The organism is Achromobacter sp. MYb9 (assembly GCF_002975275.1).
Classification (GTDB): Bacteria; Pseudomonadota; Gammaproteobacteria; order Burkholderiales; family Burkholderiaceae_B; genus Achromobacter.
In genome coordinates this window covers 617,798-639,960 of the sequence record NZ_PCOQ01000001.1, presented here as the reverse complement: position 1 = coordinate 639,960, position 22,163 = coordinate 617,798, and the positions used below count along the sequence as shown (strand labels likewise).

At 66.3% G+C, this 22,163-nt stretch carries 19 protein-coding genes; 5 read left to right on the top strand and 14 right to left on the bottom strand.

Going from position 1 to position 22,163, the window contains the following annotated elements; all coding sequences use genetic code 11:
- The first annotated feature begins 87 nt into the window (after nt 1–87).
- Nucleotides 88–1,368, top strand: a complete 1,281-nt coding sequence (locus CQ050_RS02875; protein WP_369868243.1) for an O-antigen ligase family protein — start codon at nt 88–90, stop codon at nt 1,366–1,368.
- Between the two features lie 9 nt (nt 1,369–1,377).
- On the opposite strand, the gene CQ050_RS02870 is transcribed toward CQ050_RS02875, so the two are convergent.
- The 9 genes from CQ050_RS02870 to kdpF all read right to left on the bottom strand — a co-directional run bounded on the left by CQ050_RS02870 (nt 1,378) and on the right by kdpF (nt 12,011).
- On the bottom strand, nt 1,378–2,271 hold the full coding sequence (locus tag CQ050_RS02870) for a 4-hydroxy-tetrahydrodipicolinate synthase (protein WP_233213778.1): 894 nt from the start codon (nt 2,269–2,271) through the stop codon (nt 1,378–1,380).
- A 9-nt stretch (nt 2,272–2,280) separates the two neighbouring features.
- Nucleotides 2,281–2,616 (bottom strand): hypothetical protein, encoded by a 336-nt coding sequence (locus CQ050_RS02865; protein WP_233213777.1) that lies wholly within the window; start codon nt 2,614–2,616, stop codon nt 2,281–2,283.
- Between the two features lie 143 nt (nt 2,617–2,759).
- Nucleotides 2,760–3,542 (bottom strand): TorF family putative porin, encoded by a 783-nt coding sequence (locus tag CQ050_RS02860; protein WP_105555307.1) that lies wholly within the window; start codon nt 3,540–3,542, stop codon nt 2,760–2,762.
- Nucleotides 3,543–3,716: 174 nt separating this feature from the next.
- Nucleotides 3,717–4,409 carry a two-component system response regulator KdpE gene (gene kdpE, locus CQ050_RS02855; protein WP_105555306.1) on the bottom strand — a complete coding sequence of 231 codons (693 nt, stop codon included), beginning with the start codon at nt 4,407–4,409 and terminating at the stop codon, nt 3,717–3,719.
- 12 nt (nt 4,410–4,421) lie between these two features.
- Nucleotides 4,422–7,208 (bottom strand): sensor histidine kinase KdpD, encoded by a 2,787-nt coding sequence (locus tag CQ050_RS02850; RefSeq protein WP_105555305.1) that lies wholly within the window; start codon nt 7,206–7,208, stop codon nt 4,422–4,424.
- Nucleotides 7,209–7,259: 51 nt separating this feature from the next.
- Entirely contained in the window at nt 7,260–7,880 is a 621-nt protein-coding gene (gene kdpC, locus CQ050_RS02845; RefSeq protein WP_105555304.1) for a potassium-transporting ATPase subunit KdpC, read from the bottom strand.
- A gap of 58 nt (nt 7,881–7,938) precedes the next feature.
- A complete protein-coding gene (gene kdpB / locus CQ050_RS02840; RefSeq protein WP_105555303.1) occupies nt 7,939–10,098 on the bottom strand; it encodes a potassium-transporting ATPase subunit KdpB in 2,160 nt (719 codons plus the stop codon).
- Nucleotides 10,099–10,125: 27 nt separating this feature from the next.
- Nucleotides 10,126–11,922: a potassium-transporting ATPase subunit KdpA gene (gene kdpA / locus CQ050_RS02835; RefSeq protein ID WP_105555302.1), complete on the bottom strand. Its 1,797-nt coding sequence runs from the start codon at nt 11,920–11,922 to the stop codon at nt 10,126–10,128.
- Nucleotides 11,922–12,011 carry a K(+)-transporting ATPase subunit F gene (gene kdpF / locus CQ050_RS02830; RefSeq protein WP_039882847.1) on the bottom strand — a complete coding sequence of 30 codons (90 nt, stop codon included), beginning with the start codon at nt 12,009–12,011 and terminating at the stop codon, nt 11,922–11,924. Before kdpF ends, kdpA begins: the two co-directional genes overlap by 1 nt.
- A 932-nt stretch (nt 12,012–12,943) precedes the next feature.
- On the opposite strand from kdpF, the gene CQ050_RS02825 reads away from it, so the two are divergent.
- Together CQ050_RS02825 and CQ050_RS02820 are read left to right on the top strand one after the other, a co-directional pair.
- The gene (locus CQ050_RS02825) at nt 12,944–13,228 is read left to right on the top strand and encodes a DUF4212 domain-containing protein (RefSeq protein WP_105555301.1); all 285 of its coding nucleotides are present in this window, start codon (nt 12,944–12,946) and stop codon (nt 13,226–13,228) included.
- Nucleotides 13,228–15,318 (top strand): sodium:solute symporter family protein, encoded by a 2,091-nt coding sequence (locus CQ050_RS02820; protein ID WP_105555300.1) that lies wholly within the window; start codon nt 13,228–13,230, stop codon nt 15,316–15,318. Before CQ050_RS02825 ends, CQ050_RS02820 begins: the two co-directional genes overlap by 1 nt.
- Here the strand turns inward: CQ050_RS02820 and CQ050_RS02815 are convergent.
- Genes CQ050_RS02815 through trxB form a run of 5 tightly spaced genes read right to left on the bottom strand, consistent with a single transcriptional unit; the run spans nt 15,315 to nt 19,070 of the window.
- Nucleotides 15,315–16,454, bottom strand: coding sequence for a hypothetical protein (locus CQ050_RS02815; RefSeq protein ID WP_105555299.1), 1,140 nt, complete (start codon nt 16,452–16,454; stop codon nt 15,315–15,317). The two genes, CQ050_RS02820 and CQ050_RS02815, sit on opposite strands and share 4 nt — an antisense overlap.
- Entirely contained in the window at nt 16,441–17,106 is a 666-nt protein-coding gene (locus CQ050_RS02810) for a hypothetical protein (protein WP_233213776.1), read from the bottom strand. The genes CQ050_RS02815 and CQ050_RS02810 overlap by 14 nt, the downstream gene beginning before the upstream one ends.
- Before the next feature lie 23 nt (nt 17,107–17,129).
- The gene (locus tag CQ050_RS02805; RefSeq protein ID WP_105555297.1) at nt 17,130–17,459 is read right to left on the bottom strand and encodes a multidrug efflux SMR transporter; all 330 of its coding nucleotides are present in this window, start codon (nt 17,457–17,459) and stop codon (nt 17,130–17,132) included.
- Nucleotides 17,456–18,124, bottom strand: a complete 669-nt coding sequence (locus tag CQ050_RS02800) for a Smr/MutS family protein (protein ID WP_105555296.1) — start codon at nt 18,122–18,124, stop codon at nt 17,456–17,458. The genes CQ050_RS02805 and CQ050_RS02800 overlap by 4 nt, the downstream gene beginning before the upstream one ends.
- Complete coding sequence (gene trxB, locus CQ050_RS02795) at nt 18,111–19,070, bottom strand: thioredoxin-disulfide reductase (protein WP_105555295.1); 960 nt, start codon at nt 19,068–19,070, stop codon at nt 18,111–18,113. Before trxB ends, CQ050_RS02800 begins: the two co-directional genes overlap by 14 nt.
- A 42-nt stretch (nt 19,071–19,112) precedes the next feature.
- Between trxB and CQ050_RS02790 the strand changes: the two genes are divergently transcribed.
- Both CQ050_RS02790 and lolA read left to right on the top strand, forming a co-directional pair.
- Complete coding sequence (locus tag CQ050_RS02790; RefSeq protein WP_105555569.1) at nt 19,113–21,497, top strand: DNA translocase FtsK; 2,385 nt, start codon at nt 19,113–19,115, stop codon at nt 21,495–21,497.
- Nucleotides 21,497–22,120, top strand: coding sequence for an outer membrane lipoprotein chaperone LolA (gene lolA, locus CQ050_RS02785; protein WP_105555294.1), 624 nt, complete (start codon nt 21,497–21,499; stop codon nt 22,118–22,120). Before CQ050_RS02790 ends, lolA begins: the two co-directional genes overlap by 1 nt.
- The last annotated feature ends 43 nt before the right edge of the window (nt 22,121–22,163 follow it).

Sequence of the window (22,163 nt, the reverse complement as noted above, 5' to 3'; positions counted from 1 at the left end):
CCCGCCCGCCGTCATGGCGGGCGGGTTTTGTCCGCCTGACCCGCAAGATGTTCGTCGTGTCCCGCTGTTACTACTAGGTTGATCGCTGTGCCCCGATTGTATGTATCCCTGGCCACCTGGCTTGTGTTGCTGGTTCCCGCGCTGGCATTGACCAGTCCCGTGGGGGGCCCCGCCGTTGTCTATCTGGCGGGGGGACTCGCCCTGATCGCGCTGGCCGTCAATGCCGTAAAGCACTACGAACCGATGGACTTCAAAGCCTTATGGCCGATGGCGCTGGCGCTATTGCTGCCACTGGCCTGTATGTTCGTCACATTCCTCGTCCGAGGAGTGTGGAGTAATTCCGAACTGGAAAAGCTGCTGCGGTTTGCGCTTGCAATTCCGGTGCTCTGGCTCTTGCTGCGTGCGCCTCAGCACCGGCTCAAGCTGGTGCAGTGGAGCATCGTCGTGGGCACGTTTGCGGGCTCTGTGCTGTTGATCGTGACCATGGCGAAGCTAGGGCGCGGAGGCGTGATCGATGTGGGCGGGCGTTACAACGCGGTGGCGTTCGCGAATATGACGTTGCTGTTTGGTGCGATGACCCTGCTGACCTTGGGGTGGGGCGCGAGCACGCGTTGGCCGCGTGTCGAGACGGGTGTGAAGCTGTTGGCGGTGGTGTTGAGCATTGTCGCGACCTGGGAGTCCGAGACGCGTAGCAGCTGGATGCTATTGCCCATTCTTGGGCTGGTCTTCTTGCTTGGCCTGCGCAATTGGAAGCGCCGCCACAAGGTGTATTGCGCGCTGGCGGTCTGTGCGGCGCTTGCTGCAAGCGCTGCCGCCATTTGGACATTCAGCAGCCGCATGCATGAAATCGCGAAAGACGTTGACGGCTTTGCGACGTCGGCCAACCGCGACACGTCGTTCGGCATCCGGTTGCAGCTATGGCACGCGTCGACGCTGATGTTCCAGAAAAGCCCTATCGTCGGCATCGGCCCCAGCAAGTTCCGCGAGGAGCTGCTGCAACTGCAAAGCCAGGGCGTCGTGACCGAGGAAGTGGTGGAGGGATTCGGCGAACCCCACAACGATCTGCTGGCCGCGTTGTCCGGTTACGGGCTGCTGGGCCTGATCAGTATCCTGACGCTATACCTGTTGCCGGCGGCCATCTTCTTCCGGCGGCTGGCCAGCGACGACCGGGTGATCCGCGTGGGGGCGCAACTGGGGCTGCTGTTCTGTCTGGGCTTTTGCGCCTTCAGCCTGACCGAGATGATGTTCCGCAACATGCGCAGCGTGCCCAACTATTCGCTCATCGTCGTGACCTTGATCGCGTTGACGACGCCTCGTTTGCCGCGTGCCGTCGGGGCCGACCAGGCCCCGGTCTCGCACCCGGGTTAAGCGGTCTGGTTAAGCGGTCTGCAGCCGGCTGGGCGACGCCTGGACGGCACTCATGGCGCGTTGCAGCCGCGAGGTGAGTTCCCGGCTTGCCGGCATCATGGGCATGCGCAGCTCGTCGGCGATCAGCCCCTGCAACGACAGGGCGCGCTTGAGCGGCGCGGGGTTGGGTTCGGCGAACAGCAATCGGATCAGGCCGCGCAAGGGCTCGAACAGTTCACGCGCGGCCTCGGCATGGCCGTCGCGCGCCAGCTGCATGACTTCGACGTAGCGTTCGGGATACAGATGCGCCGCGGCCGGGATGGCGCCGCGGCCGCCGGCCAGCCAGTGGTCCAGCAGCGCCAGGTCTTCGCCGCATAGCGCGTGCAGCTTGCCGCGCGCGTTCAAGGTGGCCAGTACCGACGGATTGCATTCCTTGACGGCCGTGAAGTTGGGCAAGAGCGCCAGCGTCTCCATGGTTTCGACGGTCATGGTGACGCCCGTCCGCTTGGGGATGTTGTACAGGATGATCGGGCGTTCGGTGGCCCAGGCGATCTGACGGTAGTGCCAGAGAATGCCGGGCTGCGACGGGCCCAGATAATAGGGCGGTGGCACCAGATAGCCGGCGGGCGCGTACTTGTCCAGCCGGCGGATGGCGGTGGCGACACCGCGCGTATCGACGCCGCCCGCGCCGAACACCAGCGGCAACGCATGCGGGTCGCTGGCGATGGCCTCGATCATGTCGGTCTTCTCCGACAGGCTCAGTAGATTGCCCTCGCCGGTGGAGCCGAACAGGACCAGGCCCGCGATGCCGGCATTGCGGTAGTAGCGGGCCAGCGCCTGCGCGGCGTCCAGGTCCACATAGCCGCCACGCAGTGGCGTGATCATCGGCAACCAGATGCCGTCGAAAACCGTTTTGGCTGGCATGTCCATGGCTTATTGCACCGTGACTGCGGACGCGGGGCGCACCGGGCCGAATTCTGCTTGGGGCAGGCCGCGCATGATCGCTTGCATCAAGCCATCGAGTTCGCCTCGGGCGCATTGCAGTTGCAGGACGCTCTGGGCATGGGCGTGGTCCACCGATAGCAGGTATACGCCGATGCGGTCGCCCAGTTCTCGATGCAGCGCCAGGCGGACCTTCAAGGCGTCCAGCGTGTCGATCCTGACTGTCAGGGCCACCCTGTCGGACTGCGGCAAGGGCGCCAAGGGCAGGGAAGCGGCCGGGGAATGGTCGGGGGAAACGTGGCTGCGGCGATCCAGTCGGGGAATCATGGCGGTGAGGCGGGCGGTGCGCGGTAAGGCGCGATCCGCGGTTCCGGTTGGTTGATGACGATTCCACTATAGGAACCGCACCGTAAATCCTGCCGATAAAAGCAGGCGCGGCGCGTAAAAAACGCGTCAACGCCCCGGGCTGTTCAGAAGGTCTTGGTCATTGACAGCAGGCCGGTCGCGCGGCCCATGTCGCGTCCGCGTGTGTTGGTGTAGACGGCGCGGTCCGCATTGGTGTCAAGGTAGGCCAGCGAGACCGACAGGCCCTGGCCGAAGTCCTTGGTCAGACCGAGCTTCCAATCGGTGTAGGTGCCGTTGTCGACGTTGCGCACGACCTGGCGGCCCACATGCGCGTTGACCACGAGGCCCCAGACGCCGGTGTCGATATTGCCGGAAAGGTCGAAATACTGGCTGTACTTGCTGTCGGCGAAACCAAACAGATTGGTCAGGGCAATGGAGTACTTGAACATCACCGGGCCATAGCCAATGCCGGCGTATAGCTCGGTGGTATCGGGGCTGGTGTAGCCGGACGGGTAGTCGCCGGGATAGTAGTACTGCAAGACGCCCAGGTCGACGGGCACGTTGTCGGTCAGGTTGCCCTTGTAGCCGCCGTAGAAGTCCATTTCCACGGGCGCGGAGACCTCGCTGTTGGTGTCGCCAAGCCAGCTGATACTGGAATTCCAGTTGCCCAGGTAGAAGCCGCTGGCGTGCGCCAGGTCGAAGCCGCCCTGGATGGCGGGCTTGTTGTTCGACTGCATCAGGCCGCGGTAGCGGTACTGGCTGGCCAGCGTGACGTTGGCGCTCAGGCTGAGGTCGGAGGCGGAGGCGGAGGCGGCGGTGGCGGGGGCCGTGGCGGCCGGCGTGTCGCTGGCGTGAGCGGTGGCGCCCAGGGTCAATAAAAGCAGCGCGGCCAGGGGATGGCGGGACATGGGATGCTCCGGTTGTTGAACGGGATCGCAACAATAGGAGGATCGGCATAAAGCCCGAGACAAGACTCGCGCCATCCGCATATCGGCCGTGTAAAGGCCGCGTGAGGCCGCGTGAGGGCCTGTGATGCGACGTACCATGTACCACGCGCCAACGCGGCACGGATGGCGCGGAATTCAGCCCGCGAAGCGGTAGCCCACGCCGATTTCGGTCAACAGGTAGACGGGCTGGGCAGGATCGGCTTCGAGCTTCTGGCGCAGATGGCCCATGTAGATCCGCAGGTAGTGGTTGCTTTCCACGTGGGAGGGGCCCCAGACCTCGCGCAGCAGTTCGCGATGCGTCATGACCTTGCCGCGGTGCGCCAAGAGCGCGGCAAGCAGGCGGTATTCCATGGCGGTCAGATGCACGTGCTGGCCGGCGCGTTCGACGACGCGCTTGGAGAAGTCGACGCGCACGTCGCCAAAGGCGATCTCGGCCGCGTTGCCTGCGCCGCCTCGCGCATGCCGGCGCAGCAGCACGCGCAGCCGGGCCAGCAGTTCGCTGACGCCGAACGGCTTGGTCAGGTAATCGTCGGCGCCGGCGTCCAGCGCGGCTACCTTGTCGGCTTCGGCGCTGCGGGCCGACAGCACCAGCACGGGCACTTCGGTCCAGCCGCGCAGTTCCCGGATCAGGGTCATGCCGTCTTCGTCGGGCAGCCCCAGGTCCAGCACGATGGCATCGGGTTGGCGGGTGCCGGCTTCGATCAGGCCGCGCTTGACGGTGTCGGCCTCGTGCACGGCGCACCCCTCGCTTTCCAACGCCTGGCGGACGAAGCGCCGGATGTTGGCGTCATCTTCAATGATCAGGACGGTAGGTTGGTAGTCGAACATGCGGATGGCCGGTCAAAGGGTTTCGGGTTGAATCGCGGGCGGCGTGCCCAGCGGCAGGCTGAAGACGAATTGCGCGCCAGAGGCCAGCCCCGGCGTGTGTTCGACCCAGATGCGGCCATGGTGGGCCGAGATGATGGCTTCGCAAACGGCTAGGCCCAATCCGACGCCGGGCGTGGCCGATTCGCGTTCGCCACGCGTGAATTTTTCAAAGATGCGGCGTTCGGCGCCTGGCGCCACGCCGGGGCCGTTGTCGCTGACGGCCACGCGCAGTTCTTCTTCGTGCACGGCGGCGTGAATGCGCAGCGTGCTGCCCGGAGGCGTGTATTTGGCCGCGTTCTCAAGCAGGTTGCACAGCACGCGTTCGATCAGCACGCCGTCGCATTCCACCAGTGGCAACTGCGACAGGCTGTCCACGGCGACGTGGTGGCCTGCCAGGGGTTCGCGCATGGCGGCCAACGACGCGCCCACCAGTTCTTCGATGGACTGCCATTCCAGGCGCAACGGCGTGTCGCGGCTTTGCAGCCGCGCCATGTCGAGCAGGTTGACGACCAGCGCGTGCATGCGCTGCGCCTGGTCGCGCATGGCGCGCACGGTGTCTTGCACATCAAGGGGCAACGCCGCCTGTTGGCGGGTCAAGGTGTCGGTCATGCCGATCAGGCTGGTCAACGGCGTGCGCAGGTCGTGCGAGACGGCCGCCAACAGCGAGTTGCGCAGCCGCTCCGATTCCATGCTGACCAGCGCTTGCTGCGCGACTTCCACGTAATGCAGCCGTTCCAGCGCAATGGCGATCAGTGTCGCGTAGGCCTCGATCTGCCGCCGGGAATCCGGATGGGTGAACAGGCTGCGGCGCGGTGCCGCCAACGCCAGCACGCCGCGCGTGCGCATGGGCGCTTTCAACGGCAGGTACAGCAGGTCGCTGTTGGACAGCGTTGGCGTGCCTGCGCCCGCGGGCTGGCCATGGTCATAGACCCATTGGGCCAGCGCCGATTCCAGGGGCGGCATGTCGTCGGCAGCGGGCGAGGCCAGCTTCAGCCGGTCGTCCAGGCCCAGGATGTACAGCGCGCACCGCGAGCCGAAGGTGGCGTGGACGAAAGCGCCGGCCGACGCCACGATCTGCTCGGGCAGCAACGCGGACGACAGCTCCCGCGCGAATTCGTACAGGCTGCGCGCATCGGCCTCGCGCTTGACCGACACCTGCGCCTGCAGGCGCAGCCCGGCCGTCAGTTGCCCGATCAGCAGGCCCACCGTCAGCAGCACGGCGAAGGTCAGCAGGTATTGCACGTCGGAAACGGCGAACGAGGCCAGCGGCTGCACGAAGAAAAAATCGAACAGTCCCACGCTGACGACGGACGCCAGCGCGGCGGGACCGCGTCCGTGACGCAGCGCCACGCCCATGACCGCCAGCAGGAACAGCATGACGATGTTGGTCTGGTGCAGCGCGGGAAACGCCAGCATCGACAGGCCAGTGGCGGCCGCGCAATAGCACAGCGCCCAGGCGTAGCCGGCAAGCGGCCGGCCATTGCGTTCATCGGCGCCCAGGCCGGCGCGGCGAGCCAGGGTGAGGGGGTTGCGGCCGGGGGCGGCGCTGGCCGGAAGCGGCGGGGCGCCCAGCCGGATGATGTCGATTTCGGGGCAGCCGGCGGCCAGCATGTCGGCGAAACTGTGCCGGCGCCACAGCCAGCCCGGCGTGATGGCCGCGGTCAGCAGGGCCGACACCGACAGGCGCAGGCGTTGCAGGCCGGTAGCGCGCGTGCGGCCGACGATGGCCTTGGTGATGTTGTGCCGGCGCACGTAGCGCACCACGGCATCGACCATGTCGCCGCCTGCCAGGGTTTCGGTGCGGGCCCCCAGCGAATCCGCCAAGGCCAGGCTGCGCTGCATGCGGTCTTGCTCGGCCTGTGGCGTGGGCGCCGCGCGCGGGGTATCGATGGTGACGACATGCAGGTCGCATTCCAGCTGCTGGCTTAGCCGGTGCGCGCTGCGAATGACGTATTCGGCGTCGATGTCCGGGCCGACGCAGGCGACCACGGCCTCGCGGGTGCGCCAGACGGGTTCGATGGCGCGGTCGCGCCGGTAGGCCTGGACGTCATCGTCGACGTGGTCGGCGGTACGGCGCAGCGCCAGTTCGCGCAGGGCGATGAGATTGCCCTTGCGGAAGAAATTCCGGGTGGCATGCCGGGCCTGTTCGGGCAGGTAGACCTTGCCCTCCTTCAGCCGCCGCAGCAGTTCGTCGGCAGACAGGTCCACCAGAATGACCTCGTCGGCGGCGTCGAACACCTCGTCCGGCACGGTTTCCCAGACACGCACTCCGGTGATGCTGCTCACCGCTTCGTTCAGGCTGTCCAGATGCTGCACGTTCAGCGTGGTCCAGACGTCGATGCCGGCCGACAGCAATTCCTGGATGTCTTGCCAGCGCTTGGCGTGGCGGGAGCCGGGCGCGTTCGAGTGCGCCAGTTCGTCCACCAGCACCAGGCCGGGCCGCGCCGCCAGGGCGCCGTCCAGGTCGAATTCCTTCAGGACATGGCCGCGGTACGCAACTTCCTTCAACGGCAGGACCGCCAGGCCGTCCAGCAGGCTGGCGGTTTCACGGCGGCCATGGGTCTCGACGATGCCTGCCAGCACGCTGACCCCCTGCGCGGCCTGCGCCCGTGCCGCGACCAGCATGGCGTAGGTCTTGCCCACGCCGGCCGACGACCCGAAGTACACGCGCAGCTTGCCGTGCACCGCCTGGCGCGCGGCGTCGTCCAGGGTCTTCAAGAGCGCGTCGGGGTCGGGACGCTCGCCAGCAATGTCAGCCATGAACGCGCAAGGGTGGGGTGGGGAAAGCTGGCAATACTATACGCTGCGTCATCAACGCGCCGTGCCCAATTGGTCCAGCGCCAGGTTCAGCATCAGCACATTGACGACCGGGTCGCCCAGCACGCCCAGCCATGGCTTTTCGGTATTGGCCTGGATCAAAGCGTCGACCTGCGCGCGCGGCAGCTGGCGGGCGCGGGCCACCCGGGCCGCCTGGTAGCTTGCCGCAGCCGGGCTGATGTGCGGATCCAGGCCGCTGCCCGACGCCGTGATCAGGTCCACCGGCACCGGCGTGGGGTTTTCCGGGTCGGCCGCCTTCAGGGCCGCGATGCGGGCCTGGATGGCTTCGGCCAGCGCGGGGTTGCGCGGACCCAGGTTCGACCCGCCGGAAGCGGCCGCGTTATACGGCATCGGCGCGGTGGCCGAAGGGCGGCCCCAGAAGTACTGCGGCGATGTGAAAGACTGGCCGATCAGTTCCGAACCGACGACCTTGTCCCCCTGTTTGATCAGCGAACCCGCCGCTTCGTGCGGGAACACGGCGGCGGCCACGCCGCGCGTCAGGAAGGGGTAGGCCAGGCCGGTCACCAGGGTCAAGGCGGCGAAGACGACCAGCGCCGGCCGCAGGATGCCGCCCGGGCGGGGCAGGGCGGGAGCAGATTGCGTTGCGTGTTTCATGATGGATTCCTATTTTTCAGGGTGGGGCATGGTGTAGCGGTCGGGCTTGAGGCCGGGCCTACGCCCAGCCCAGCGCGGCCAGCACCATGTCGACCAGCTTGATGCCCACGAACGGCACCAGCAGGCCGCCCAGGCCGTAGACGAGCAGGTTGCGTCGCAGCAGCACGGAAGCGCCCAGCGGCCGGTAGCGCACGCCCTTGAGCGCCAGCGGGATCAGCACGACGATGATCAGCGCGTTGAAGATCACGGCCGACAGGATGGCCGAGGCCGGCGTGGCCAGGCCCATGATGTTCAGCACGTTGAGCTGCGGATAGACCGTGGCGAACGCGGCCGGGATGATGGCGAAGTACTTGGCCACATCGTTGGCCACGCTGAAGGTGGTCAGCGCACCGCGGGTCATCAGCATTTGCTTGCCGATTTCGACGATCTCGATCAGCTTGGTGGGGTTGGAGTCCAGGTCCACCATGTTGCCGGCCTCTTTCGCGGCCTGCGTGCCCGAGTTCATCGCCACCGCCACATCGGCCTGCGCCAGCGCGGGGGCGTCGTTGGTGCCGTCGCCGGTCATCGCCACCAGCCGGCCTTCGGCCTGATAGGCGCGGATCAGCTTCAGCTTGGCCTCGGGCGTGGCTTCCGCCAGGAAGTCGTCCACGCCGGCTTCGGCGGCGATGGAGGCTGCCGTCAGCTTGTTGTCGCCCGTGATCATCACGGTCTTGATGCCCATGCGGCGCAACTCGGCGAAGCGCGACTGGATGCCGGGCTTGACGATGTCCTTGAGTTCCACCACGCCAAGCGCGCGGTTGCCGTCGCTGACCATCAGCGGCGTGCTGCCGCGGCGGGCCACGTCTTCGGCCAGGCGTACGACCTGTTCGGGCACGGTGGCTGCTTGCTCGGCCAGCCAGGCCTGGATGGCGTCGACCGCACCCTTGCGGATCAGGCGGTCGCCCAGGTTCACGCCGCTCATGCGCGACTGCGCCGTGAAGGGCACGAATTCGACGCCGGCCATGGCGGACGCCGGCGCATGGAGGGTCTTGTCGGCCAACGCCACGATGCTGCGGCCTTCCGGCGTTTCGTCGGCCAGCGAGGCCAGGCGGGCCGCGTCGGCCAGTTCGCGCGGCGACACGCCCGGCGCGGGCAGGAACGTGGAAGCCTGGCGGTTGCCGAACGTGATGGTGCCGGTCTTGTCCAGCAGCAGCACGTCGACGTCGCCCGCGGCTTCCACCGCGCGGCCCGACGTGGCGATGACGTTGGCGCTCATCATGCGGCTCATGCCTGCCACGCCGATGGCCGAAAGCAGGCCGCCGATGGTGGTCGGGATCAGGCACACCAGCAGCGCCACCAGCACGGTCACCGTGACCGCTGAACCGCCGCCGGCCGCGGTGACCGCGTAGATCGAGAACGGCATCAGCGTCACGACCACCAGCAGGAACACCACGGTCAGGCCGACCAGCAGGATGGTCAGCGCCAGTTCGTTCGGGGTCTTCTGGCGCTTGGCGCCTTCCACCATGGCGATCATGCGGTCCAGGAAGCTCTCGCCGGGATCGGCCGCGATGCGTACGAAGATCCAGTCGGACAGCACGCGCGTTCCGCCCGTGACCGACGAGAAGTCGCCACCGGACTCGCGAATGACGGGCGCGGATTCACCAGTGATGGCGCTTTCGTCCACCGAGGCGACGCCCGCGATCACCTGGCCGTCGCCCGGGATGGTCTCGCCCGCTTCGACCAGCACCACGTCGTCGCGCCGCAGCAGGCCCGAGGGCTGGCTGACAGCTTGCTCGCGCCATTGCCCGGGCTGCGCGTCGCGGATGTCCGCGTCGCGGAAGTTCTTCAGCAGCCGGGCGTTGATGGTGGTGCGCAGGCCGCGCAACGTCGCCGCCTGCTGCTTGCCGCGACCTTCGGCCAAGGCTTCGGCGAAGTTGGCGAACAGCACCGTGAACCACAGCCATACGGAGATGGCCAGGATGAAGCCGGCGGGGGCTTCGGCCTGGCCGCGCAAGGCCACGACCCACAACAGCGTCGTCAGGATGCTGCCGACGTAGACGACGAACATCACGGGGTTCTTCAACTGCGCGGCGGGCGAGAGCTTGCGCAGGCTGTCCAGCACGGCGGGCCCGACCAGCGAGCGCGACCACATGCCGAAAGGACGGTCTTGCGAGGCTGCTTCGGGCGCGCGGGCGGCACCGCCGCCGGCGCTGGTTGTTGGCATTTCAATCTTGGCCATTTTCTTTCCTAGCCTGTTGTGTTGCATTCAAGGTTGCAGGTGTTCGGCGACCGGGCCCAGGGCCAGGGCGGGCACATAGGTCAAGGCGCCCACCAGTAGCACGGCGCCGATCAGCAGCACCACGAAGAGGGGGCCGGTCGTGGGCATGCTGCCGGGGCCGGCGGGTAGCCGGCGCTTGGCCGCCAGCGACCCGGCCATCGCCATCACGGCGACGATCACGGCGAAGCGGCCGAACCACATGGCGATGCCCAGCAACACGTTGTAGAAGGGCGTGTTGGCGGACAGCCCGGCGAACGCACTGCCGTTGTTGTTGGCGGCCGAGGACAGCGCGTAGAGGATTTCCGAGAAGCCATGGATGCCGGGGTTCAGCACGCCGGCCTGGCCCGCCGACACGGAGACGGCCAGCGCAGTGCCGCCCAGCACCAGCAGCGGCGTGGCCAGGATGACGATGGACACCATCTTCATGTCGTGCGCCTCGATCTTCTTGCCCAGGTATTCCGGGGTGCGGCCGATCATCAGGCCGGCGATGAAGACCGCGAGGATGGCGAAGGCCAGCATGCCGTACAGGCCGGACCCCACGCCCCCGTAGACCACTTCGCCCAACTGCATCAGCAGCATCGGCGACAGCCCGCCCATGGCGGTCAGGGAATCGTGCATGCCGTTGACCGCGCCGCAGGATGCGGCCGTGGTGATGACGGCGAAGAGCGACGTGGCGGCGATGCCGAAGCGCGTTTCCTTGCCTTCCATGTTGCCGCCCGGCGAGAACGCGGTCATGGCGCTGTCGGCGCCGGCCTGCGCCGCCATGGGGTTGGGCTGCTGTTCAAAGTAGGCGGTGCCCAGCGCGAAGACCGCGAACAGCACGGTCATCGCCGCCAGGATCGCGATGCCCTGGCGCCGGCTGCCCACCATCTCGCCGAAGGCGAAGCACAGCGAGGCGGGAATCATCAGGATGGCCAGCATCTCGAGGAAGTTCGCCAGCGGCGTCGCGTTCTCGAACGGATGCGCCGAGTTGGCGTTGAAGAAGCCGCCGCCATTGGTGCCCAGCAGCTTGATGGCTTCTTGCGAGGCCACCGGGCCCATCGCCAGCGTTTGCGTCGACGTGACGGCGGGGGCGGTCACGGGCTGGCCGTTGGCGTCCAGCACCGGCTGGCCCTGGCTGTCCACGCGCGGCTGGTCATAGTGCAGGGCTTCAACGGTCTGCACGTCCTGGTAGGGGCTGAAGTTCTGAATCACGCCCTGGCTGACCAGCGCCAGTGCCAGCACGAAGGACAGCGGCAGCAGCACATACAGCGTGCAGCGGATGATGTCGGTCCAGAAATTGCCGACGGTGGCGGAACAGTGGCGCGCCAAGCCGCGAATCAGCGCGAACAGCACGGCGATGCCGGTGGCGGCCGAAAAGAAGTTCTGCACCGTCAGCGCCAGCATCTGCGTCAGGTAGCTCATCGTGGCTTCGCCGCCGTAGCCCTGCCAGTTCGTATTGCTGACAAAGCTGATGGCGGTGTTCAGGGCCGAGTCCGGCGTCACGGCGCCCATCCCTGCCGGGTTCAGCGGCAGCATGCCCTGGACTCGTTGCAGGCCGTAAACCACCAGGATGCCGATGATGTTGAAGGCCAGCACGGCCACGGTGTAGCGCTTCCAGCCCATCTCGGCTTGCGGGTCGATGCCCGCAAGCCGGTAGATGCCGCGCTCGAACGGGCGGCCCCAGGCGGTCAGCCGGGATTGCCCGTTTTCCATGGCGATGCGGATGTAGCGCCCGAGCAGGGGCGCAATCGCAAGCAGGACTGCCAGGTACAGGACCAGCAATCCGACGAATTCGGCGGTCATCAGAATTTCTCCGGTTTGAACAGGGCGACCAGCAGATACACGAACAGCAGCGCGGCGGTCAGGCCGCTGATCCAATAGAGCCAGTTCATGACGGCTCTCCCGTAGACAGGGCTTCGCAGAACCGCAGCAGGGCGGCAATCAGCCCGGCCATGACGGCGAAGACGGCGATATAGATGGCATCCACGTTTTTCCTCCCGGGAGCGCGGCTCCCTTCGAACGACGGGCCTGCGCGGCAACAGCGGATGCGCGCCGGGCAGGCCAGGTGACCAATCAGGACACCGGCAGGTTACGGAGCAGGGGGTAAAAATGGGATATAGGTTGGGGAGGGGGGTGTAAACAAAAAATAAAGAGCCCCCGGGGCGGGGACCCCCACGCTGCGCATGCTCCGCACGCTTGCAGCCCCCCCGAGGGGGCTGCGCCGCCTTGGGGCGGCCCGGCGGCGGCGCGGCTATTTTTCTGGGGTCTGGGGCGTTCTTCTTGAGGCTGCGGGTGCTTTTGAAAGCTGGCTTATGGTTTCGCAGGCGCCTTTCCCTTCTTCTTATACGCAGGTTTGCATCCGGGGCGCGAAGGGCTGGCCCGATTGCGGGCCGCGCCCGATTCCGGGCATGGTGCGGTGGCGGGCGTCATATTTCGGGATGGGACGGATTTCTGAATTTGGCTCAATTCGGGCTTTTTGGCCAAAAAATCCCAATATTTAGAACTTTGTCGTCAAATTGCACTGTTGTGGTGCATGGAATATGTAAATGAATGCTCCGTCTTAGGGCATTCCCCTAGTGTGGCATTCCCGCACTTGGTGCAGAATCTCTTCCCATGCAGGTGAGGAGACAAAGCCCTGCATGGGCAAATACCGGCGGCACCGGTACATAAAAAAAGTAAAGCAGTACTCAAAAAAAGCAAAACGCACAACGGCTGGCACCAGGCAGTGCCAGCCGTTGTCGCATAAAAAGCCTGGATTTCATCCGCAGGGGCTTTTCAGACGCAGCGTTTCGCGCTATCCAGGTAGGGTCTCTACATCCTAGCTATGCCCGAACCCCGCGCTCCGACCTCCAAGCCCGTTTCCCTTCCGTATTGGCGCCGCAACTTGCGGCTGATCCTGTTGCTGCTTGCCGTTTGGGCGGCGCTGACGTTTATTCCCGCCTTTTTTGCCCGCAGCCTGACCTTCGATTTCATCGGCTGGCCGTTTGCCTTCTGGATGGCGGCCTACGGCGCGCCGTTGGCCTACCTGATCATCATCGGCGTATACGCCCGCGTCATGAACCGGGCCGATGAGCGGGCCGAGGCCGACGCCGCCGGCGGGGATCGCTGATGCCGTTTTTCACCGGAGATACCCCCCAGCAATTCCGGATCCGCCTGCGCCGCATCTACGTGCTTTACACCGCCGGCTTCGCGCTGATGATTTTGTTGATGGCGCTGGCCGAGATCCTGGGGATGCCGCGCAACTGGATCGGCTATGTCTTCCTGTTGGTCACCGTCAGCCTGTACGCCGGCATCGGCATCGTGTGCCGGACCTCGGACCAGGTCGAATACTACGTGGCTGGACGGCGCGTGCCCGCCATCTACAACGGCATGGCCACGGCCGCCGACTGGATGTCGGTGGCGTCCTTCATCGGGGTCGCGGGCACGCTGTACCTGACCGGCTACGGCGGGCTGGCCTACATCATGGGCTGGACCGGCGGCTACGTACTGGTGGCGATGCTGCTGGCGCCGTATCTGCGGCGCTTCGGCCAGTACACCATTCCCGACTTCATGGGCGCGCGCTACGGCGGCAACATGCCGCGGCTGGCGGGCGTGGCCTGCGCCATCCTGTGCTCATTCACTTATCTGGTGGCCCAGATTTACGGCGTGGGCATCATCACCACGCGCATGACCGGCATTTCGTTTGAACTCGGCATCTTCGTGGCGTTGGGCGGCATGCTGGTCTGCTCGTTCCTGGGCGGCATGCGCGCCGTGACCTGGACGCAGGTGGGGCAGTACATCATCCTGGTCATCGCCTATCTGGTGCCGGTGGTGTGGTTGTCCGTCAAGCACACCAACATGCCCGTGCCGCAGTTGTCGGCCGGCGTGGTGCTGCAGCAGGTGACCGAGAAAGAGATCTACCTGCAGAACGACCCGTCCGAAATCGAAGTGCGCCGGCTTTGGCAGCAGCACGCCGACCAGATGGCGCAGCGGGTGCAGGCGCTGCCGGAATCCTGGGCGCTGGAAAAGGACAAGCTGCGCAGCCGCCTGGCCCAACTGAACGCCAGCGACGCGCCAATGGTCGAGATCCGTTCCGCGGAGCGCGAGCTGGCCGCCTATCCGGCCAGCGTGGAGGATGCGCGCGTGGTCTGGTCGCAAGCGCGCACGACCTTCGAGGCCCGGGCGGCCCCGCCCACCCCGCACGCCGAGCCATTCCCCGCCAAAGATCCGGAAGAGCGGCGCAACATGCGCATCAATTTCCTGGCGCTGGTGCTGTGCCTGATGCTGGGGACGGCGGGCATGCCGCATATCCTGATGCGCTCATACACCACGCCCTCGGTGATCGAGGCGCGCAAATCGGTGTGCTGGTCGCTGCTGTTCATTCTGCTGCTGTATTTCATGGCGCCTGCGCTGGCCCTGCTGGTCAAGTACGAGGTCTATACGCAGGTGGTCGGCTCGAATTTCCTGAGCCTGCCCAATTGGGTGCATGCCTGGAGCGCGGTGGATGCCAATCTGCTGGACGTCACCGATATCAACCGCGACGGCGTCGTGCAATTAAGCGAGATCAGCATGGGCGCCGATGTGGTCGTGCTGGCCATGCCCGAGATCGGCGGGCTGCCGTATGTGATTTCAGGGCTGGTCGCGGCTGGCGGGCTGGCGGCCGCGCTGTCCACCGCCGACGGTCTGCTGCTGACCTTGTCCAATTCGCTGTCGCATGACATGTGGTACCGGATGGTGTCGCCGCGCATGTCGGCCGCGCGCCGGGTGATGGTGTCGAAAATCCTGCTGCTGGTGGTGGCGTTTGGCGCGGCGTGGGTCGCCGCGCGCAAGCCCGCGGACATTCTCTTCATGGTGTCCGCCGCGTTCTCGTTCGCCGCCTCGTCGTTCTTCCCTGCGCTGGTGATGGGGGTGTTCTGGCGGCGCGCCAACAAATGGGGCGCTACCCTGGGCATGGCCGCGGGCCTGGCCGCGACCTTCGCCTACATGACGCACACGCATCCTTGGCTGCGCGAGTGGGTGCTGGGCATTTCGCGCACGCAGCCGGTAGACCTGTGGTGGGGGATCCAGCCGATCGCGGCCGGCATATTCGGGGCGCCGGTCGCCTTCCTGACCATCATCGTGGTGTCGTTGCTGACGCCGCCGCCCGACCGGGCGACGCTGGCGCTGGTGGATTATCTGCGCCACCCGGCGGCTCCCCGGCCGCCAGCCGAAAACGCCTAAGGCGTTCCGCAGGCGTCGGCCGTGCGGTTTGCGGGGTCGGTGCAGGCGGCCCACGCCGCGCGGGGCAGGGCTTGCAGCAAGGTAAAGATCTGGCCGGGTGCCCATAGCCATTGCACGCCGCCCGGCGTCTTGCCGGCGGCGTCCCAGATGCGCTGCTTCTGCACGGCCGTCAGGGCGAATTGGCTGCCGTTGCCGCTGTTGCCTTTGGCCAGCACCTGGGCGGGGTCACGCTTGGCGGCATAGACGTCGTGGTCGCCGTTGTCGGACCTGGGGCGTACGATGGCCCAGTCATAGTGGTAGGAATCCAGCGCGGGCGGTTGCCACGCGGGGCCGGGCAACACCAGCACGGCGTATTCGCTTGGGACCTCGCGATAGGGCAGCCCCAAGGTTTGCACTCCGTCTGTCCAGCCGGTCTTTTGACGGGCATGGCGCTGCGTCCGGCGCCCCTGGCCATCGTACGTGTCGACCTGGGACGCCTCGCCGGAGGCGTCCTGATAGGTGATGACGCGCTGCAGCCGGCCCGCTGTGTCATGCACATAGCGAGTGATCGGCTGGGAAGGCGCGGCGCAATCGTTGGCGCCCAGCTCGGCCAGCCAGCCGTGTTCGTCATAGCGCAGGCAGTAGCGTACTGGCGGGTTCGGGCGGCCATCGGCCGCGCGGGAGCGCTCTTCATATCCGGTCAGCCGGTCGCCATCGCCATAGTAGTAGCGGGTTTCCGCGTCGGGTGCCGGCAGGGCGGCCTTGCCGGCTTCACGAGCGGCATCCACGGCACTGGCGCTGTAGCGCGCGATGCCGCACAGATGCCGGCGGCCGTTGGCGCCGGTCTCGAACCGCAGCATCGTGACGCCAATGCGTGCATCCGGCGCGGCGGCATACACCGACCAGTCGACGCGTTCGGCCCAGACGACAGGCCTGGCCTGCGCGCCGATTTCCACGGTGACGGCGGCTTGCCAGGAAGGAATGCGCGAACCGTCCAGCGCCAGCAAGGTATGGGTGCTGTCCAGCGAGATGTCCGTCACCAGGGTCTGGCGCTGCGCGGAGGCCGCCAGCGGTTCGCACAGGGCGTTGGCCAGCCCGGGCGCCATCGACAGGGCCGTCAGCGCAAGCAGGCGCAGGGCGGATTCAGCGCGCGGCATTGTGCAGGTAGACGATCAGCCCCCAGAGTTCGCTGCTGACGCCGCCCAGGCGCAGCGCGACGTCGCGGGTATCCATCAGCAGGAACGGGTAGGCGTTGCGTTCCAGCTTGCCGGGAGGCGGCAGCCGGTACGGCGTAAAGTGTTTGTCCGACAGCAGGTAGGTATTGGTCATGTCGCCTACGTCCACATGCAGGTACCAGACGGTCAGATCCGCAACCTTCAGCGCCGGGTCGGATTCCGGGTACAGGCCGCCCTGGCCGGCTGGGATGCCGCTGTCCAGCACGCCCAGGAACACGGTGCGCGGGCCGGTCTGCGGGAAATAGGCGCCGTCGCTGCCGCGCAGGGCGAAACTCTGGCGGATGAACGCGGCCCCGCGTGAACCGGGCACCACCGTGCGCGCGAACAGGGCGTCCAGCTCGGCGTCGGACAGCGCGCGCGGCGACGCGGAAAAGCGGTCCAGGTCGTGTTTGAAATCCGTCAGCCAGGCGCGGTAGCGGACAAGTTCCGCGGCGCGGTCGAACCCCGCCGCCCAGGCGTTGCCGGCCGGCAGCAAGCCCAGGCCGCCCACGCCCAGCCAGGCTACGCAAAACCAGGCCGCGCACCACCTGGCCGCGCACCATCTGGCCGCCGTCCAGCGGCGGACCCGGGACACGGCCGGCGGTTCGGCGCGGCGGTTCAATGCGAAACGGATTTGGAGAACACGTTCATCACCACCACGCCGGCGATGATGAGGCCAATGCCGATCAGCGCGGGCGTGTCCAGCTGTTGCTTGAACAGCACGGCGCCCACGATCGATATCAGCACGATGCCCACGCCGGACCAGATGGCGTAGGCGATGCCCACCGGGATCTCGCGCAGCGTCAGCGACAGGAAATAGAACGAGATCAGGTAGCCCATCACCGTGATCAGCGACGGCACCAGGCGGGTGAAGCCTTCGGAGCCCTTGAGGGCGCTGGTGGCGAAGATCTCGGCGATGATCGCCACGCCCAGGTAGAGCCATTTCATTTGCGCATTCCTTCGGATTGCCGCAACAGCACCAGCAGCGCGCCTGCGCCGCCTTCGCGCTCGGGCGCTTCGGAAAACGCCAGGACTTCATTCTTTTGCACCAGCCAGGTGCGCGCCTTGTCTTTCAGCACCGGCTCCAGCCCTTGCGAACCATAGCCCTTGCCATGCACGACGCGAACGCAGCGGATGCCGTGTTCCTGGCATTCGTCCAGGAAAGACAGCAGCGCGTGGCGGGCCTGTTCGACGCGCAAGCCATGCAGATCCAGTTCCGCGCCCGCGCGCCATTGGCCGCGCCGCAGGTTGCGGGCCGTGTCGGGCGCGGCGTCGCTGCGCACGAAGGCCGTGCCGCCCTCGGACAGCAGGTGCATGATTTCGCCGCCGTCGGACACGCCGGCGTCCGCGCGGGACGGGGCTTCGCCCAGCGCGTTGGCGCGGCGCAGCGCCGGGGCGGGTTCCGCCGCCGGCTTGTGCTCGACCCGGGCGTCCGCCTTGATCGGCGTGACGGACTTCATCGTGCGTCGGAAAGCGGCCATGTCATCCATGGGGGGGCTTTCCGGCTTCTTCAGCACCGCGACCCGCTTGGCCAGCGCTTCGCGCTCGCGCTCGGCCTGCAGGTCTTTCTTCAGGCGTTTCAGGTCGGCCAGGCCGACCTTACTGCCCCGCATTCTCCAACCACCGTTGAGCGTCCAGGGCGGCCATGCAACCCGTGCCGGCGCTGGTGATGGCCTGGCGATAGACGTGGTCCTGGACGTCGCCCGCGGCGAACACGCCCGGAACGGAAGTCATCGTGGCCATGCCCGACAGGCCGCTCTTGGTGACGATGTAGCCGTCCTTCATTTCCAGCTGGCCCTGGAAGATTTCCGTGTTCGGCTGGTGGCCGATGGCGATGAAGGCGCCGGTGACGGCCATGTCTTCGGTGACACCAGTGTCCACGTGGCGAACGCGCACGCCGGTTACACCGCTGTCGTCGCCCAGCACTTCTTCAAGCGTGTGGAACGTCTTCAGCGCCATGTTGCCGTTCTCGACCTTGGCCATCATCTTGTCGACCAGGATCGGTTCGGCGCGGAATTTGTCGCGGCGGTGGATCAGGGTGACCTTGCGGCAGATGTTCGACAGGTACAGGGCTTCTTCGACGGCGGTGTTGCCGCCGCCGACCACGACCACGTCCTGGTTGCGGTAGAAGAAGCCGTCGCACGTGGCGCAGCCGGACACGCCGCGGCCCATGAAGGACTGCTCGGACGGCAGGCCCAGGTACTTGGCCGAAGCGCCGGTAGCGATGATAAGGGCGTCGCAGGTGTAGATCTTGCCGGTGTCGCCGGTCAGCGTGAACGGGCGCTTGGACAAGTCGACCTTCGCGATGTGGTCGAACAGCATCTCGGTGTTGAAGCGTTCGGCGTGCTTCTGGAAGCGCTGCATCAGGTCCGGACCCTGCACGCCATCCGCGTCGGCCGGCCAATTGTCGACATCCGTGGTGGTCATGAGCTGGCCGCCTTGGGCCAGACCTGTAACGAGAACAGGGCTCAGATTGGCGCGTGCCGCATAGACGGCCGCCGTGTAACCGGCAGGGCCGGAACCGAGTATCAAAACTTTAGCGTGCGTGGGCGTGGACATGGGCGGGTATCTTTAGGTTAACGCCCAATTATAATGAGCCGCATGCCGCGTATCTCGACTGCTTCTCCCCGCGCCTCGCGCAACACCCGCAACGGGCCTTCGCCGCTACAAACGCGTATTTCCGCGTTGCTGCGCGAGGCCCGCTGGATCCTATTTGCCGCCCTGGCGGCCTGGCTCACCCTGGTGCTGGCCACCTGGAGCGCATCCGACCCTGGCTGGTCGCACTCCGTGCCCGGCGACGTCGTGCGCAACCACGGGGGACGGCTGGGCGCCTATCTGGCGGACATCCTGCTCTATCTCTTTGGCTTCTCGGCCTGGTGGTGGGTCGTCCTGCTGCTGCACCGGGTGCGCGCGGGCTACCGCCGTCTGGCCAGCCAGCTTAAGGTAACTAATAGTAAACAACCGGAAGTGTTGCCCCGTGTCCACTGGGAAGAGGGCATCGGCTTCTTCCTGCTGCTGCTGGGCTCGCTGGGCATGGAAGCCTTGCGCCTGGCCAGCCGCGGCACGCATCTGCCTGGTGCGTCCGAAAATGCCAGTGGCGCCGGTGGCGTCATTGGCCACACGCTGGCCGACCTGATCAGCCGCAGCATCGGCTTCACCGGCAGCACGCTGGCCTTCCTGGTCATGCTGGCCATCGGCCTTAGCCTGTTCTTCTCGTTCTCTTGGCTGGCCGTGGCGGAACGCGTGGGTTCCTGGATGGAAGGCCTTGTCCGCCGCATCCGTAATTCCTACGCCGCCCGCGAAGACCGCAAGGTCGGCCAGGTGGCCAAGGCCGTGCGCACCGAGCAGGTCGAGGCCAAGCAGGAAAAGCTGGTGCACGAGCAGCCGGTACGCATCGAACCCGCGATTACCGTGGTGCCCAAGTCCGAACGCGTCGAAAAGGAAAAGCAGCAATCGCTGTTCTTCGCGCCCTCGGGCGGCGCCGAAGGCGACCTGCCGGCGATCAGCCTGCTGGATCCCCCGCTGACGAACCAGGAAACCGTCTCGGCCGAGACCATCGAATTCACGTCGCGCCTGATCGAAAAGAAGCTGGCCGACTTCGGCGTGTCCGTCACCGTGGTGGCGGCGCAGGCCGGCCCGGTCATCACGCGCTATGAGATCGAACCGGCGACCGGCGTGAAAGGCAGCCAGATCGTGAACCTGGCCAAGGACCTGGCGCGCGCGCTCAGCCTGGTCAGCATCCGGGTGGTGGAAACCATTCCCGGCAAGAACCTGATGGGCCTGGAACTGCCCAACCCGCGCCGCCAGATGGTGCGCCTGTCTGAAATCCTGGGCTCGCAGACCTATCACGCCAGCCACTCGGTCGTGACGATGGCGCTGGGCAAGGACATCGCCGGCAACCCGGTCGTGGCCGATCTGGCCAAGATGCCCCACCTGCTGGTGGCGGGCACCACCGGTTCGGGCAAGTCCGTGGGGATCAACGCCATGATCCTGTCCTTGCTGTACAAGGCCGACGCGTCCCATACCCGCTTGATCCTGATTGACCCGAAGATGCTCGAAATGAGCGTCTACGAGGGCATCCCGCACCTGCTGGCCCCCGTCGTCACCGACATGCGCCATGCGTCCAACGCGCTGAACTGGTGCGTGGGCGAAATGGAAAAACGCTACCGCCTGATGAGCAAGATGGGGGTGCGCAACCTGGCGGGCTACAACACCAAGATCCGCGACGCCATCAAGCGCGAAGAACCCATCCCGAACCCGTTCTCGCTGACGCCCGATGCGCCCGAGCCGCTGTCGCCGCTGCCCACCATCGTGGTGGTCATCGACGAACTGGCCGACTTGATGATGGTGGTGGGCAAGAAGATCGAAGAACTGATCGCCCGCCTGGCGCAGAAAGCGCGCGCCGCCGGCATCCACCTGATACTGGCCACGCAGCGTCCCAGCGTGGACGTCATTACGGGCCTGATCAAGGCCAACATCCCCACGCGCATTGCCTTCCAGGTGTCGTCCAAGATCGACTCGCGCACCATTCTCGACCAAATGGGCGCTGAAACCCTGCTGGGGCAGGGCGACATGCTCTACATGCCGCCGGGCACTGGCCTGCCGGTACGCGTGCACGGCGCGTTCTGCAGCGACGATGAAGTGCACCGCGTGGTGGAAAGCCTGAAGGCGCAGGGCGAACCGAATTACATCGAAGGCCTGCTGGAAGGCGGGCTCGAGGGCGATAACGGCGAAGGTGCCAGCAGCGTCACCGGCATCGGCGGCGACGCCGAGTCCGACCCGATGTACGACCAGGCATGCGAAGTGGTGCTGAAGCACCGCCGCGCCTCGATCTCGCTGGTGCAGCGCCATCTGCGCATTGGTTACAACCGCGCGGCCCGGTTACTCGAGCAAATGGAGCAATCGGGTATGGTGTCGGCGATGCAGTCCAATGGCAACCGGGAGATCCTGGTCCCCGCCGCCGCTGCCGCCCGAGAGGAAGCATGATGAAGACGTTTCGCCGCCTGGCCATCGCCACCGCCTTGAGCCTGGCGCCCGCCCTGGCGTTCGCCGCCAGCGCGCAAGAGCAATTGAAGGCCTTTGTCTCGACCGTCACGGCGGCTACCGGCTCGTTCTCGCAATACACGGTGAACAATCAGGGCCGCACGCAGCCCGCGCAGACCGGGGTGTTTTCGTTCCAACGTCCGGGCAAGTTCAAGTGGGCGGTGCAAAAGCCGTACGAGCAGCTCGTCATCTCCGACGGCCGCACGGTGTTCCAGTTCGATCCCGACCTGGCTCAGGTAACCGAGCGCAAGGTGGACGCCGCCATCGGCACGTCTCCCGCCGCCATCCTGTTCGGTTCCGGTTCGCTCGAGCAATCGTTCGACGTGTCGGCGCTGCCGTCCAAGGACGGCGTGGAGTGGCTGCGCGCCAAGCCGCGCACGGCCGACGCGGGTTTTTCGCGCGTGGATATCGGCATGAAGGACAATCTGCCGGTCCGCGTGGAATTGCTGGATTCGTTCGGCCAGACCACCCGCGTCGATTTGTCGGCGATCGCCCCCAACCCCACGTTGGCGGACAAGGAATTCCAGTTCACGGCGCCCAAAGGCGTCGATGTGGTGAAGATGTAAAAAATGGCCCGATGATCACCGGGCCATTTTCTTGGCAAGGCCC